A 14594-nucleotide genomic window follows, 5' to 3' on the forward strand; every position below is an offset into this window, starting at 1 on the left:
TCAGGCGTGGCCGGAGGCCGGGCTGATCAGGTTGACGTCGATGCCGATCAGTTCGGCGGCGGCGCGCCAGCGTTCGGCACTCGGGCGGTCGAACAGGATGTCGGGGTCGGCGCGGGTCGTGAGCCAGGCGTTCTCGGCCAGCTCGCTTTCCAGCTGGCCGGGGCCCCAGCCGGCATGGCCCAGCGCGATCAGGACCCGGCGCGGGCCCTGCCCGGCGTTGATGGCCTCGAGGACGTCGCGCGACGTGGTCAGCACGATGGAGTCGGTGATGGGCTGGCTGCCGCGCCAGGTCTGTTCCGCGGAGTGCAGCACGAAGCCGTGTTCCGGCTGTACCGGGCCACCGCGGAAGACGGGGATCTCCGGCAGGTCTTCGCCGGGCTCCAGTTCCACGTGCTGCAGGAGTTCGCGCAGGGAGAATTCCGTGGGCTGGTTGATGACCAGGCCCAGCGCGCCCTCCTCGTCATGGTCGCAGACATAGGTGACCGCATGGCCGAAATAGCCATCGTTGAGACTGGGCATGGCGATCAGGAAGTGATCGCGCAGGCTGTCGGGTTCATGGCGGGCGCCGCTGGACATCATGCCCTCAGTATCGACCCTGTCCCGGCGGGCCGCAAGAAACGGTTCGCACGCATCCGCGTCTCGTTACCGGACCTGTTCCATCTGGTCGCGGCGGAAGGCCCAGGTGCGGGTGATCACCAGTTCGTCGTACTGCTCCCGCATCGCGTCGGTGAAAGGGGCATACGGGGCGGCCAGCTCCACGATGCGGATCGCGGCCTGATCGAGCACCGGTTCCCCGGAGCTGCGCGCGACCTGGATATCGATCAGTTCGCCCTCGGGGTTCAGGCGTACCGACAGCACCAGGGTGCCGGACAGCCCGCGCCGGCGTGCCTCGTCCGGGTAATTGAGGTTGCCCAGCCGTTCCACCTTGTTGATCCAGGCCTGCAGATAGGCGGCCTCGGGGGCGCTGCGCGCGGCCAGGCTGTCCAGGTAGCGGGTGCGGGTGGCGCGGGTGGAGAAGGTCTGGCGTTCCTCGGCCGGGGCCGCGCGGGCACTCTCCAGGCCACGGTTCATCAGGGCCGCGGCGGAAGGCGCGTCCTCGGCCTCGGGGGCCTCCAGTGGTTCGGGTTCGGCGAGCTCGGGGGCGACCGCGGCCTCGTCCCGGGTCTCGGCGGTGACCTGTTCCGGCTCCGGTTCGGGTGCCGCCGGGGTCGGCTCCAGGAGCGGCTGGGCGGCTTCCGGTAGCGGGGCTTCGAGGCCTTCGGGCTCGGGCTCGCCTACCCCGGCGTCGTCGGCATCCGGGGCCTGCGCCTCGCGGGCCTCGTCGCCCTCACCGCTGGCGGCCTGATCCTGGGTAGCAATGTGTTCCACGCTGTCGTCGAGTTCCGGGGGCGGGGCGTCGGGATCGGTGACCCAGGTGATGTCCAGCGGCTCGCGCGCGGGCGGGTCGATCGCATCCACGGCAAAACCGATCCCCAGGATGATCAGGGCATGGGCCATCACCGCGAGGAAGATCATCGTCCCCAGGTGGTCCTGTGCGCGGGGCGGCCCCGGCGGGGGCGAGCCGGGCACGCTGGCGGCGGGGTTCGCGTTCACGCCGGCACCCGCCGGCCCCGGACGCACGCCGCAGCGCCGTGCACGCGAGCGCGTGCACGGGTCCGTGTTTCCCTAGGGGTCGGATTTGCGGGTGCGGACATGGCGCTGGATTCGCGGATCGCCGAGGACATGGGCTGCCAGTATACCGGTCAGGCCGCCGGTGATCAGCGCGGCCAGCAGCAGCGGGGGCAGCAGCAGCGGCAGGTTGGGGTGCGGGATGATGACCGCCCAGGCCAGCAGGAACTGGCCGCTGGTGTGTGCCAGGGCGGCGGCGATGGCCAGTCCGACCGGGCCCAGGTGGCGCGGCGCCAGCGGCCGCAGGACGGCGAGCATGGCGAGGCTGGCGATTGCGCCCGCGAGCGACAGCCAGAACGCGGGGCTGAGAAGCGTGCCCAGCAGCAGGCTGCTGCCGAGCACCCGGATCAGGGTGACGGCGGCAGCGGCGCGCCAGCCAAGCACGAGCAGCGCCACCAGCGTGACGATATTGGCAAGGCCCGGCTTGATGCCGGGGACGGGGCTGGGGATCGCGGCCTCGAGGATCTGGATCCCGATGGCGATGGCGGCCAGGGCGGCGATGGCGCGGTCGCGCTGTGCGGGGTCGGGGGGTGGATTCCCGGGCATCGGGGCGGATCAGTAGTGCAGGCTGTCGAAGCCGGGTTCCGACCCCAGGACTTGCAGCGTCAGGCGATTGGGCAGGCTTACGGCGATGTCGCCGTGCGCCTGCAGCCAGCCACTGCCCTCGCAGATGTTGCGATATCCGGGCGACTCGGCGCAGCGTGCCCGGCCGGGTTCGATCTCGATCCGGGTGATACCGGCGGGACCGGTCACTTCCAGTGTCCGGCGCCGGTCCAGGGGTTCGTGCTGGGGGGCGGCCCCGGCCTGGCTGATCACCAGCACCCGGGCCCCGCCGGCCGGGAAATAGGCCAGCGCGAAGGCCGCGATGACGAGCGCGGAGGCCAGGGCGCCGATCACGGCGTCGCCCCACCGCAGGCCGATCGGATTCACGGCAGTTCGCGTACCACGAGGGGCTCGTGGTCGGGGTCGAGCGCGACGCGTTCGGCCAGGCCGGCGGTTGCTTCGATGCGGTCATCCAGTACCAGCAGGGCGTACTCGACCCCCATCCTGCGGGCGTATTCGGGCCAGGCTTCGGGGCCGGCGATCATCAGTGTCGTGGCGGCGCCGTCGGCCAGGGCCGGGTCGTGGTGCAGTACGGTGGCGCTCGCCACCCCCTGGCTCGGGCGCCCGCTGCGCGGGTCGATGACGTGATGGATGTATTCCCCTTCCCAGTCGTAGCCGCGTTCGTAATCGCCCGAGGTGAACAGCGCCTCGCCCGCCCCCAGTTCGATGCTGCCGAGCGTTCCGCCCCGCGGGTGGCGGATGCGGACGCGCCACGCGCGCTCCTGTGGTCGCCCCAGGGTCATCAGGTCGCCGCCCGCGTTGAAGATGGCCGCCTCGACCCCGAGTTCGCCCAGCAGCTCCAGCACGCGTTCCACGGCCAGTCCCTTGGCGAGGCCGCCGAAGTCGAGCTGCAGGTCCGGGTGGGTGCCGCGCAGCCGCACGCCGTTGCGTTCGATGTCCCCCATGCCGGGCGGGTTGTCCAGCAGTGCGTCCAGGGTCGCGGCGTCCGGTGGCGGTCCGGCGGGTTCGTCCTGGTGGAAGCCCCAGGCCGCCACCAGCTTGCCCAGCGCCGGGTTGAACAGGCCGCCGCTGAGGTCTTCCATCTCGCGGCCCCGCTCGATCAGCGGCAGTACCGACGGCGGGGCGCTGAACTCGCCCTGCAGGGCGAGCAGTTCGTTGGTCCGGCCAAGGGAGCCCGGCTCCCAGGCGTGCCAGGAGCGGTGCAGGACCTCGAGCTCATCCTGTACCGCGGACTCGATCTGTTCGATGTCATAGGCCCCCGGGGGGTGCAAGGTGAGTTCCACCAGGGTGCCGAAGGCGTAGAAACTCAGCTGCTCGGTGTCGGGCTCGTCTCGGCCGCAGGCCGTCAGCAGGCTGGCGGCGAGCAGCAGGGTCAGGGCGCGTATCAGCATGCGGGACTCGGTGCTCATCTCGGGTTCGGTGCGCTGGGGCCAGTGAGGTAGTCGATGTACTGCCCGGCCAGGTCCTGCCCGCCGGCCGCGTCCAGTTCGCGCACGCCAGTCGGGCTGGTCACGTTGATCTCGGTGAGGAAGTCCCCGATCACGTCGATACCGACGAAATCCAGCCCGCGGGCCTGCAGCTCCGGGGCGATCTGCTCGCAGATCCAGCGATCGCGCGCGGTCAGCATTACCGCCTCGCCGCGGCCCCCGGCGGCGAGGTTGGCGCGGCTTTCACCGGCTGCCGGAATGCGCGCCAGGGCGTGGCCGTAGGGCTCGCCGCCGATCAGGATGATGCGCTTGTCGCCAGCGGTAAACTCCGGCAGAAAGCGCTGCGCGACTACGCTGCGGCAGTCGAATTCGGTGATGGTCTCGAGGATCACCGAGGTATTCGGGTCGCCCTGGCGGACGCGAAAGACCGAGGCGCCGCCCATGCCGTCCAGGGGTTTCACGACGATGTCGCCCTGCGCCTCCAGAAAGCCGCGAATGCGCTGGCGATCGCGCGTGATCAGGGTCGGCGGGCAGCATTGCGGGAAATGCGCGGTGAAGGCCTTTTCATTCACGTCGCGCAGCGCGCCCGGACGGTTCGAGACGCGCACGCCGTCGCGCTCGGCCAGGTCGAGGGCGTATGTCGCGTAGATGTATTCCAGGTCGAACGGCGGGTCCTTGCGCATCAGCAGCAGGTCGAAGCGCTGCGCGGGCCCGGCCTCGGGCTCGCCCAGGCGGTAGAAGTCGCCGCTGTCGTCGAGCACGCTGACCGGGCGGCTGCGGGCCATGGCGCGACCCTCCTCGATCCACAGGTCGCCGGGTTCGAGATAGTGCAGCCGGTGGCCGCGGGCCTGGGCCGCCAGCATCATCGCGAAGGTGGTGTCCTTCGCCGGTTTGATGCCCTGGATCGGGTCCATCAGGATGGCAATGTTGCGGGTCACGTTGCCTCGTCCAAGCAGGGTGTGCCGCGAGTATGCCACGCCGCCCGGGGGTGGCGCGGCCTCGGGGCGGCACCCCCGGGCACCGCGTGTTGCCGCTGCCGGCCTGCAATATCATGGGGCGCTGTTTGTCACGCGGGCCCGCTTCCGCTAGATTCGGTGCGAAATGACCTCAGGGGGAGAACGTGTCTAACGCGCTTGCCGAAGCGGACTCGGCCACCGAGTTTCAGGGGCTCAAGGTCATGGTGATCGATGACAGCAAGACGATTCGGCGCACGGCCGAGTCCTTGCTGCAAAAGCACGGGGCCGAGGTCATCACCGCCGTGGACGGCTTCGAGGCGCTGTCCAAGGTCGCCGAGTCGCGTCCGGACATTATCTTCATTGACGTCATGATGCCGCGCCTGGATGGTTACCAGACCTGTGCGCTGATCAAGAACAACAAGCAGTTCCGCGCCACCCCGATCATCATGCTGTCGAGCAAGGACAGCGTGTTCGACAAGGCGAAGGGACGCGTCGTAGGGTCGGAGGATTACCTCACCAAGCCTTTCACCAGGGACGACCTCCTGGGTGCCATGCGTCAGTACGCCCACCCGTCGGCATGACGCGCCAAGTGACTACTACCAAGGAAAGACCAAGCCCATGGCCCGCATTCTGATCGTTGACGATTCGCCGACCGAGATCCACGTCCTGCGAACGATGCTCGAGAAGCACGGGCATTCGGTGACGACCGCGGAGAGCGGCGAGGACGGTGTGGCGGCCGCGAAGTCGCAGGTCCCGGACCTGATCCTGATGGACGTCGTGATGCCCGGGCTGAACGGATTCCAGGCCACCCGCCAGCTGTCGCAGGCGGAGGAGACCTCGCACGTGCCGGTGGTGGTGGTCAGCACCAAGGATCAGGCCACGGACCGCGTCTGGGCGATGCGTCAGGGCGCGCGGGACTACATCACCAAGCCCGTGGCGGAGAAGAACCTGCTGGAAACCATCGGAAAATACCTGTCGGCATGAACACCGATCTGTCCTCGCCGTATGCCCTGCTCGCGAGCCTTGATCGCGAAGGGCGACGCGTCAATCGCGAACTGCGGCGGGACATCGGCACCGGCTGGCGCGGGGTGCTGCTCCGGGTCGGGGATTTCCGCTTTTTGGTCGACATGGACTCGATCGCCGAGGTCACCGATCCCATGGCGCTGACCCGGGTGCCGCTGGCCGATTCCGCAGTGCTGGGCGTTGGCAACCTGCGCGGACTGGTGCTGCCGGTGTTCGACATGGGCAAGCTGCTGCTGGACCGGCCGCTGGCCGACGAGGCCACCGGTCAGCGGGTCGTGGTCGCGGCCCAGGGCCAGGGCGTCGCTGGGCTGCTGGTCAGCCAGGTCGAGGGCATGCGTCGCTGCATCCCGTCACAGCGGCGGCTCGAGGTCTCGGTCCCGGAGACGGTGCGACCATTTATTACTGGCGGGTTCGATCTTGGCCACCGGTTGCACCCGGTGCTGGATCTGGATCTGCTGCTGAATGACAACAATCGCTTCACCGGCACAGGCTTGGCCGGGGCAACCAATAGCGAACAGACCGCAGCCGCCGCCGGATAGTGCGGGGCGCGGGCCTGTAACAGGGGGTATTAACTGATGGGATCGAGTCGTCGCGCACGTAATTTCGTCCTCGGGGGCCTGCTCGTGCTCGCCCTGATCGCGACCGGCGGGGCCTTCACCTATCATGAGTACGAGCAGGGCCAGTACCGTGACCGTATCGCCCTCGCCAATGACCTGCGACTGCTGTCGCAGCGGATCGCAACCAGTTCGCTCGAGGCGGCTGCCGGGTCCGAGCAGGCATTCCGCAACCTGCAGGCCCTGCGTGATGACTTCGAGACCCGCCTGGATCGTATCCGTGACGGGGGCGACGGGCTGCAGCCGCTGCCGGAGGGTCTGCAGGACGATATCGCCGAGGTCGATCGCGAGTGGTCGGCCTACCGCGATCACGTGAACACCGTCATCCTCGGGCGCTCGGATATCCAGCTGATTACCGAGTTCTCGGATGCGGTGGCGGCGTTCTCGCCGGAGCTGTCGCGGCTGTCCGATGATGTCGTACGGCGCATGACCCAGACCGGCGAACCGGCCGAGCAGATCTACGTGGCGGCACGGCAGACCATGCTGATCCAGCGGATCGCCAACAACCTCGGGCGCGTGCTGCAGGGCGGTGCCGAGGCGGCCGCCGCCATCGAACGGTTCGAGCGCGATGCGACTCTCTACGGCCGGGTGCTGGATGGCCTGATCGAGGGCTTTGCGCCGCTGGGTATCGAGCCAGTGGATGATCCCCAGGCCCGGGCCCTGCTGCAGGAGATCGCCACCTTGTTCGTGGCATTCAGCGAGGCGGTCGAGGGCGTGCTGGATACCTCCACGCAGGTGTTCGAGGTGAACGCGGCGGCCGCCAGTGTCGAGGCCAGCAGTGGTGCGATGCTCGATACCACCAGCGAATTCGAGAACGCGATCACCCAGAAGGCCGAGCGTGCCGGCGCCATCGCGCTGATTGGCTTCGGCTTTGCCGGTCTGGCCCTGCTGCTGCTGTTCGCGATGGGTCTGTTCCTCTACCGCGATACCAAGCGCGAACTGGCGGAGACCGAGGCCCAGAACGAGCGTAACCAGCAAGCGATCCTGCGCCTGCTCGACGAGATGATGAATCTCGCCGACGGGGACCTCACCGTGAACGCGACCGTGACCGAGGACTTCACCGGCGCGATCGCGGACTCCATGAACTACGCGATCGAGAACCTGCGCACCCTGGTCGCCACTATCAACACGGTGTCTGCCGACATCAGCGAATCCTCGGCTACCACCCGCTCGCAGGTGCTGGGCCTGGCCGAGAAATCCGAGGAGCAGGCGCGCGAGATCCAGCGTGCGGACGACGCGATCGACGAAGTGTCGCGCTCGGTGGATACGGTCGCCAGGGACGCCGAACAGTCGGCCTCCGTGGCACGTAACTCGGTGGAGATCGCGTCCCGCGGGGCCGGCACCGTGCGCCGCTCGATCGAGGGCATGGACAGCATCCGCGAGCAGATCCAGGAGACCGCGAAGCGGATCAAGCGCCTGGGCGAGTCCTCGCAGGAGATCGGCGACATCATCGGCCTGATCAACGACATCGCCGAACAGACCAACGTGCTCGCTCTGAACGCGGCGATCCAGGCATCCGCCGCAGGCGAGGCGGGACGTGGCTTCGCGGTCGTGGCCGACGAAGTCCAGCGCCTCGCGGAACGTTCGTCCTCCGCGACCCGTCAGGTCGAGGGCCTGGTCAAGGCGATCCAGGCGGATACCAGCGAGGCCGTCAGCTCGATGGAGCAGAGTACCGCCAACGTGGTTCAGGGGGCCGAGCTGGCCCAGGCCGCGGGCGAGGCGCTGTCCGAGATCGAGCAGGTCTCCGCGGACCTGGCCGACCTGATCGACGGGATCTCCTCCTCCGCTCGCAAGCAGTCCGAGATGGCGCAGGACGTGACCTCCATCATGGCGCAGATCCGCGACATCACCTCCGAGACGACACAGGGCACGCAGTCCACCGCGGCCGCGATCGGCGATCTGGCACAGCTGTCTGCGCAGCTGCAGTCCTCGGTGTCGGACTTCAAGCTCCCGGATCCTGGTGCCGCGACCGATGCCCTGGGCACGGTTTCCGAAGAGGGCGGCACGGACCCCGAATCCGAAACGACGCCTTCCGACGAACAGCGGGCCTGACGGCGGACGCGGCCGATGGCATCCAGCGCACTGAACTGGGTCCGCGACGAACTCGACAAGCTCTTTGTCGAGGTCCAGGACGCATTGCGACGGTATTCGGAAGATTCGTCCTGCCACGACTGCCTGGCCGAGGCCCGCAGCCGGATCCAACAGATCCGCAATACGCTGGTCATGGTGCAGGTCGAGAGCGTGGTCCTGATCCTGGACGAAATGCTCCAGGTCCTCGGGCAGCTTGAACAGGCCGAGGATCCTAGCCCGTCCGCCGCGGAGCCGCTGCTGCGCGCCGCGCTGCAGCTACCCGACTATCTCGAAAACGAAGGGGACGGCGAGCTGCCGTCGCCGATGATCCTGGTGCCGCTGCTGAACGAGCTGCGCAGCAGTCGCGGTGCCTCTCTGCTGCTGGATGTGGCGGCGCTGATGCCCGACCCGCAGGATGTGGACGATGCGCGCGTCGGTTCCGGCGGCGAGGTCCTGGAGCCGGCGGCACGGGTTGCCGCGCTGCAACAGGCGCGCAGGGGCTTCCAGCGCGACCTGCTGGAGCTGGTCCGCAGCGATGACCCGGCGACCGCGGCCGCCCGCATGCAGGCCACCGCACGCACAGTCGGCGAGGCGGTGCCGGCGGGTGATGCGCGGCGGCTGTTCTGGGTGGCCGGTGCCGTGCTCGAGGCGGTTGCCGAGGGCGGGGTCGAGGCGGATACCGACGTGCGCCGCCTGATTGGCCGCGTCGACCGCGAGCTGGGGCGATACCTGAATCTGCTGGCCGCCCACGTCGAGACCGCCGGGGATGGCTCCGAGCCCGAGTACGCGGCACCGGAAGAACTGGTCAAGACCCTGCTGTTCCACGTCGCCTGCGCGACCTCCGAGGGTGAACAGACCCGGGCCGTACGCGAGGTGTTCGGGCTCGACCGTCTGAATCTCGAGGATGACAGCGGCAGCGTGGGGCGCTCGGTCTACGACAACCTGCGCCAGGCCCTGGAGGACGATCTTGCGGAGGTGCGCGAGCGCCTGGATGTGATCATGCGATCGCCCGTGCGCGACCCCGAGGGGCTCGCCACGCTGCGCGAGCAGGTCGAGCGCATCGGTTCCACGCTCAGCCTGCTCGGGCTGGACGCCGGGCAGGACCATACCGACGCGCTCGCCGCCTCGCTGACCCCGGAGCGTGCGGGCGCCGCGGACGAGCAGGTTGACATGGTGCTGGCCGAACACCTGCTGGCCCTGGAGTCGCTGCTGGAATCCGGGCTGCGCCGTCGCAGCAGCAGCCCGACACCGCAGGCCGAGTTCGACCGCGCTCTGGCGGCTGCGGTCTACAAGGAGGCCCTGGTCGATGTGCGCCGGGTCCGCGATACCTTCCTTGGCTTTCTCGACCCCTCCGCCGAGGCGACCGGTGACGGCATGGACGAGGCCCGTGCCGGGCTGCGCCGCATCGAGGGTGCGATGGCGATGTCCGGGTTCGAGGCCCTGCATGCGTTGCTGGGCCCGCTGATCCGGCATCTCGATTCCCGTGCCGGCATGCAGGCCGGCGAGCTCGACGAGGGCGAGGTCGAGGCCCTGGCCGAGGTCCTCAGCAGTATCGAGGTCGCTCTCGAGTCCTCCGGTCAGCCGTGGCGCGAGCTCGACAGCGTGCACGAGCGCGGGATTGCCGCGCTGCAGCGCATCGGCGCAATCTCGGGTGGCGAGCGTGACGACGTCGACGCGGGCGCCGCAGCCGACAGGGCCGAACCCGAGGCCGAGCCGGACCTGCCCGAGTTGGCGCACGCCACCACAGACGCTGAGCCGGGTGCCGCGTACGTGCCGGAGCCCGAGTCGGATGCACCCGCGGGCACGCCAGTGACGCCTGCTCGTGCGGCGGGCCCGCTGCCCGCGCGCGGCCGCGATTCCCTGCCCTTCGACGACCAGGTGCTGGCGGAGCAGGTACGCGGGCCGGACGTCGATCCGGAGATCCTGGAGATCTTCCTGGAGGAGGCCGACGAGGAGGTCGCCAGTCTGGGCGAGCATTTCCCGCGCTGGCAGGCCAATCCGGGCGATCTGGATACCCTGACGGTCATCCGCCGCTCCTTCCACACCCTGAAGGGTTCCGGGCGACTGGCCGGTGCCCTGCGCCTGGGCGAGTTTTCCTGGGCCGTGGAATCCTTCCTCAATGGTCTGCTGGATTCGGGCTACGAGGCCGATCACGCCACGCTGCAGGTGATCGAGGACGCCATTGCGGTGCTCCCGGGGCTGGTGGCCGAGGTGCGCGACGACACCGCCGCCGAGACGCCGGTGCTGGATATCGCCCTGCGCCTGCGCGCCCTCGCCGGAGGCGAGGCCGAGCCAGAACCCGAAGAGGAAGCCGAGGTGCCGGAGGGTGCCACGGAAGAACTCGAGGCCCTGGCGCGCACCCTGGACGAACTCGACGTGGTGGACGATGTCGCGGCGCCGGAAGACGAGCCGGTCTCCGCGGATCACGAGGACCTGACCGGCGAGATGCTGCAGGAGCCCGGCGCCTTCGTTCCGGACCTGCCCCCCGAGGCCATGGAGCCGGATGCAGTGCCGGAACCGGGCGAGCCCGAGTCCGGGCTGGAATTCACCGCGGACGCGGGGGGCACTCCCCCGCCGGCTGCGGCGCTGGAGCCCGGGACGGCGCCGGATGAGCCGGAGCCGCTGGATCTGGATGCCCTGGAGCTGCCCGCCGATGCCCTGGAGGTGGCGGAGACGGCGCTGGAACCGGCCGCAGAGGAAGACGCCCCCAAGGCCGACGAGCCGCCCGAGGTCACCGAGTTCGAGCAGGTTCCGGATTTCGCGGAGATCAACGCCGACCTTGCGCTACCGGAGGAAGCCGAGGAGGTGGAATCCGACCTGCCCGAGGCAGCGGAGGAGGTAGAGCCCGCGGCGGCCGCCCGCATGGAGATCGACCCGCAGCTTTGGCAGGTATTCGCCGCCGAGGCGCAGGTGCATCTGCTGACGTTGCGCGGCTGGCTGGAGGAGTCCCAGTGGCGTCCGGACCGGATCCCGAACCACGACCTGGAACGCGCTCTGCACACCCTGAACGGGAGTGCGCGAACGGCCGATATTCGCGGAATTTACTCGGTCTGCGGCCCGTTCGAGCGTCTGATCCGGATTCATCGCGACATGGAGTGGGCGCTGCCGGCGGAGGCCGTGGCGTTGCTGCGGCAGATCGAGGTCTACGTCGCGAGTGCTGTAGGCGATGACGAGCCGGATCCAGCCAAGCTGCTGGACCCGCCGCCCTGGGCCCCCGAGGTGTATGCGCTGCTGGATCAGGCCACCGCCGAGCAGTTGCTGCGTGCCGCGGAAGATCAGCACGAGGAGGAAGCCGCGGAGCCGGAATTTCCGGATGCCGAAGAACCGGCCGCGCCTGCCGCGGTGGTCGAGGCACCGGTGGAGCCCGAACCCGCGGAAGCGGCGACGGACGAAATCGACTGGGAGTTTGCCGAGGTCTTCATCGAAGAGGCGCGGGACATCCTCGAAGCGGCATTCGCCGCGCTGCATGGCTGGCGCGAAGCCGGGGGGCGGCCGGGGCCTGACCAGAACACTTTCCAGCGCGAGCTGCACACGTTGAAAGGCAGTGCGCGCATGGCCGGCTTCACGGTGGTCGGTGCCATCGCACATGCGCTGGAGAGTGCGCTGAGCGTGGAGACCGAGACCGGGCTCGAGCCGCGCGATGGGTTTTTCCAGCTTGCCGAGCGCGCGCTCACCGACGTTCAGCGCCTGGTCGAGCGCGGTGTGGGCGCCTGGCAGATGGACGAATCGGCCAGCGAATCGTTGCCGGCCCTGCGCAACTGGGCTGCGGGCGACAGTGACGAGTCGCCCGCGGCGGACGAGCCGTTGCTTGCGGTCGATGCCGAAGAGGCGGGGGACGCACCGGGGTCCGGTCCCGAAGAGACGGCGCCGGCAGCCCCGGAGGCAGACCAGCGCAGCCACGAACCGCCGGAATCCGAAGGGCGTCGCATTCAGGACCAGGTCCGTATGGATGCCGATGTTCTGGACAGCCTGGTCAACAACGCGGGCGAACTGGCGACCTTCCATCGCCGCTTCGAACAGACGGTCGGGCGCGTCGAGGGTCAGGTTGACGAACTCGAACGTACCATCTCGCGTCTGCGCGACCAGCTGCGCAAGCTGGAGATCGAGACCGAGGCCCAGATCCTGTTCCGGGTCGAGGAGGAGAGTGGCGAGGAGGCCCTCGACTTCGACCCGCTGGAGATGGACCGCTATTCCGGTATCCAGCAGCTCTCGCGCGCGCTCGCGGAGAGTGTCAGTGACCTTGAAGCTCTGAAACAGGAGGTCTACGACGAGCTGCAGAATGCCGGCGGCATTCTGCTGCAGCAGCGCCGCGTCGGGACGGACCTGCAGGACCAGCTGATGCGGCAGCGCATGGTGCGCTTCGCGCGAATGGCCCCGCGTCTGCGCCGGGTCGTGCGCCAGGCGGGCGAGGACCTTGGCAAGCCGGTGCGCGTGGAGTTCACCGGCCAGGGTGCCGAGCTCGACCGGGCCTTGCTCGAGCGCCTGGTCGCGCCACTGGAGCACCTGCTGCGCAACGCGATCGCGCACGGTATCGAGAGCCCGGAAGAGCGCGAGCGGGCGCGCAAGCCGGCGCAGGGCCAGATCGATGTCAGCCTCGAACAGTCCGGCAGCGAGATCCGCCTGCAGGTGACCGACGATGGCAAGGGCATCGATGCAGAGGCGATCCGTGCCCGCGCCGTCGAGCGCGGCCTGATCGCCGCGGACGCCGAGGTCAGCGATGCCCAGGCCCTGCAGCTCATCCTGCAGTCCGGGTTCTCCACCGCCTCGGAGGTCTCGCAGGTTGCGGGGCGCGGGGTTGGGCTGGATGTGGTGAACAGTGACGTGAAGCAGCTGGGTGGCACCCTGGACATCCAGTCCACACCGGGTCGCGGCTCGCGCTTCACCATGCGTTTGCCGTTTACCCTTGCGATCTCCCAGGCCCTGCTGGTGCAGGTGGGCGAGGAGACCTTCGCCGTGCCGATGGCCTCGGTGGAGGGGGTGGTTCGGGCACGCGCCGAGGAGATCGACGCGCGCGACGATGCGGCCTTCTACAACTACATCGGTCAGGACTATCAGGTTCGTGGTCTGGGCGACCTGATGGGCGTCGAGAGCCAGGCTGGGGTGGATCACTTCCCGGAGCACCCGTTCCCGCTGTTGCTGGTGCGCGCCGACGATCAGCGCGTCGCGTTGCGCATCGACGGTCTGCTCGGCAGCCAGGAAGTGGTCGTGAAATCGGTGGGCCCGGTCCTGAGCCGTATCCCGGGCGTGGCTGGCGCCACCCTGCAGGGCGACGGCTCGGTGATGCTGATTCTCGACCTGAGCATGCTGGTCCGTTTCGCCGCAGCCGCGGCGGCGCTGCCGGATGCGGTCCAGCCGGCGCACGAGCCGGCAACTGCGCGCCGCATTATGGTGGTGGACGACTCGATCACCATCCGCAAGGTCACTGCGCGCCTGCTCGCGCGCCACGGCTACGATGTGGTTACGGCCCGCGACGGCCTGGATGCGGTGGGTCTGCTCGACGAGCGGCGCCCGCAGCTGATCCTGCTGGATGTGGAGATGCCGCGCATGGACGGCTTCGAGTTCGCCGCCCACGTGCGCGATCACCCGGACTTTGCCCAGGTGCCGATCATCATGATTACCTCGCGCAGCGGTACCAAGCACCGCGAACGAGCCGACCGTCTTGGGGTCAACGCCTATCTCGGCAAGCCCTATCTGGAGAATGACCTGCTGGCTGCCATCCGCGAGCAGTTGCAGGAGGTGCCGGCATGAGCGAACAGGCAACGGATACCGCCCTCGAGGCCGTGATCGTGCAGCTGGACCAGGGCTCGATCCTGCTGCCGCGCAGCGCCTTTCTGGAGGTCACGACACGGGCCGGGGCGGTGGAGCAGGATTCGGAGCATCCGGAGGTCCCGTGGCTGGAACCGAGCCTGATCTGGCAGGACGTCCAGGTCCCGGTCATCAACGTCAGCCAGTTGCTGGATCCGAGTCGGGACAGTGGCCAGGACCGGCGTCGTTTCCGCCGCCTGCTGGTGATGCAGGCAGTCATGAAGCCGGAACACCTGCCGTTCTACGCCCTCGAGGTCCGCGGGACTCCGCACCCGGTGCAGATCACGCCACAAAACATCTACGCCCTGGAGGATGCGGAGGCGACGCCGTGGTCGTGGCGCGTGAAGGCCTCCGGGGTGACGACCCACCTGCTGCGGCTGGACTCGATTGAGCGCCGGTTGCTGGAGATCGCGGAGGCCAGCGCCTCGGCCTGAGGCCGACACGGCTGGCTCCGCCCGGCTGGCTAC

12 protein-coding genes are annotated in these 14594 nt (G+C 69.0%); 6 read left to right on the plus strand and 6 right to left on the minus strand.

Annotation, left to right across the window (positions count from 1 at the left end):
- The 6 genes from D000_RS0101465 to gshB all read right to left on the minus strand — a co-directional run bounded on the left by D000_RS0101465 (nt 1) and on the right by gshB (nt 4597).
- Entirely contained in the window at nt 1–579 is a 579-nt protein-coding gene (locus D000_RS0101465; RefSeq protein ID WP_026279676.1) for a YqgE/AlgH family protein, read from the minus strand.
- A gap of 63 nt (nt 580–642) precedes the next feature.
- Nucleotides 643–1515 carry an energy transducer TonB gene (locus D000_RS0101470; RefSeq protein WP_018871777.1) on the minus strand — a complete coding sequence of 291 codons (873 nt, stop codon included), beginning with the start codon at nt 1513–1515 and terminating at the stop codon, nt 643–645.
- A 150-nt stretch (nt 1516–1665) separates the two neighbouring features.
- Nucleotides 1666–2214: a Gx transporter family protein gene (locus D000_RS0101475; RefSeq protein WP_018871778.1), complete on the minus strand. Its 549-nt coding sequence runs from the start codon at nt 2212–2214 to the stop codon at nt 1666–1668.
- Nucleotides 2215–2223: 9 nt separating this feature from the next.
- Nucleotides 2224–2598: a NusG domain II-containing protein gene (locus tag D000_RS0101480; protein ID WP_018871779.1), complete on the minus strand. Its 375-nt coding sequence runs from the start codon at nt 2596–2598 to the stop codon at nt 2224–2226.
- On the minus strand, nt 2595–3641 hold the full coding sequence (locus tag D000_RS0101485) for an FAD:protein FMN transferase (RefSeq protein WP_018871780.1): 1047 nt from the start codon (nt 3639–3641) through the stop codon (nt 2595–2597). Before D000_RS0101485 ends, D000_RS0101480 begins: the two co-directional genes overlap by 4 nt.
- On the minus strand, nt 3638–4597 hold the full coding sequence (gene gshB / locus D000_RS0101490) for a glutathione synthase (protein WP_018871781.1): 960 nt from the start codon (nt 4595–4597) through the stop codon (nt 3638–3640). The genes D000_RS0101485 and gshB overlap by 4 nt, the downstream gene beginning before the upstream one ends.
- Before the next feature lie 182 nt (nt 4598–4779).
- Between gshB and D000_RS0101495 the strand changes: the two genes are divergently transcribed.
- The 6 genes from D000_RS0101495 to D000_RS0101520 are packed head-to-tail and all read left to right on the plus strand — an operon-like array spanning nt 4780 to nt 14561.
- Nucleotides 4780–5196, plus strand: a complete 417-nt coding sequence (locus D000_RS0101495) for a PleD family two-component system response regulator (RefSeq protein WP_018871782.1) — start codon at nt 4780–4782, stop codon at nt 5194–5196.
- 37 nt (nt 5197–5233) lie between these two features.
- Complete coding sequence (locus D000_RS0101500) at nt 5234–5599, plus strand: PleD family two-component system response regulator (protein WP_018871783.1); 366 nt, start codon at nt 5234–5236, stop codon at nt 5597–5599.
- On the plus strand, nt 5596–6177 hold the full coding sequence (locus D000_RS0101505) for a chemotaxis protein CheW (RefSeq protein WP_018871784.1): 582 nt from the start codon (nt 5596–5598) through the stop codon (nt 6175–6177). Before D000_RS0101500 ends, D000_RS0101505 begins: the two co-directional genes overlap by 4 nt.
- A gap of 36 nt (nt 6178–6213) precedes the next feature.
- The gene (locus tag D000_RS0101510; RefSeq protein WP_018871785.1) at nt 6214–8304 is read left to right on the plus strand and encodes a methyl-accepting chemotaxis protein; all 2091 of its coding nucleotides are present in this window, start codon (nt 6214–6216) and stop codon (nt 8302–8304) included.
- 15 nt (nt 8305–8319) lie between these two features.
- On the plus strand, nt 8320–14070 hold the full coding sequence (locus tag D000_RS0101515; protein WP_018871786.1) for an Hpt domain-containing protein: 5751 nt from the start codon (nt 8320–8322) through the stop codon (nt 14068–14070).
- On the plus strand, nt 14067–14561 hold the full coding sequence (locus tag D000_RS0101520) for a hypothetical protein (RefSeq protein ID WP_018871787.1): 495 nt from the start codon (nt 14067–14069) through the stop codon (nt 14559–14561). Before D000_RS0101515 ends, D000_RS0101520 begins: the two co-directional genes overlap by 4 nt.
- Nucleotides 14562–14594: the final 33 nt, after the last annotated feature.

The organism is Thioalkalivibrio sp. ALJ16 (assembly GCF_000377345.1).
GTDB lineage: Bacteria > Pseudomonadota > Gammaproteobacteria > Ectothiorhodospirales > Ectothiorhodospiraceae > Thioalkalivibrio.

What these genes read in the sequence shown, in the direction of transcription:
- D000_RS0101520 (WP_018871787.1), top strand. Translation starts at nt 14,067, where the DNA reads ATGAGCGAACAGGCAACGGATACCGCCCTCGAGGCCGTGATCGTGCAG.
- D000_RS0101515 (WP_018871786.1), top strand. Translation starts at nt 8,320, where the DNA reads ATGGCATCCAGCGCACTGAACTGGGTCCGCGACGAACTCGACAAGCTC.
- D000_RS0101510 (WP_018871785.1), top strand. Translation starts at nt 6,214, where the DNA reads ATGGGATCGAGTCGTCGCGCACGTAATTTCGTCCTCGGGGGCCTGCTC.
- D000_RS0101485 (WP_018871780.1), bottom strand. Translation starts at nt 3,641, where the DNA reads ATGAGCACCGAGTCCCGCATGCTGATACGCGCCCTGACCCTGCTGCTC.
- D000_RS0101500 (WP_018871783.1), top strand. Translation starts at nt 5,234, where the DNA reads ATGGCCCGCATTCTGATCGTTGACGATTCGCCGACCGAGATCCACGTC.
- D000_RS0101465 (WP_026279676.1), bottom strand. Translation starts at nt 579, where the DNA reads ATGATGTCCAGCGGCGCCCGCCATGAACCCGACAGCCTGCGCGATCAC.
- D000_RS0101470 (WP_018871777.1), bottom strand. Translation starts at nt 1,515, where the DNA reads ATGATCTTCCTCGCGGTGATGGCCCATGCCCTGATCATCCTGGGGATC.
- D000_RS0101475 (WP_018871778.1), bottom strand. Translation starts at nt 2,214, where the DNA reads ATGCCCGGGAATCCACCCCCCGACCCCGCACAGCGCGACCGCGCCATC.
- D000_RS0101505 (WP_018871784.1), top strand. Translation starts at nt 5,596, where the DNA reads ATGAACACCGATCTGTCCTCGCCGTATGCCCTGCTCGCGAGCCTTGAT.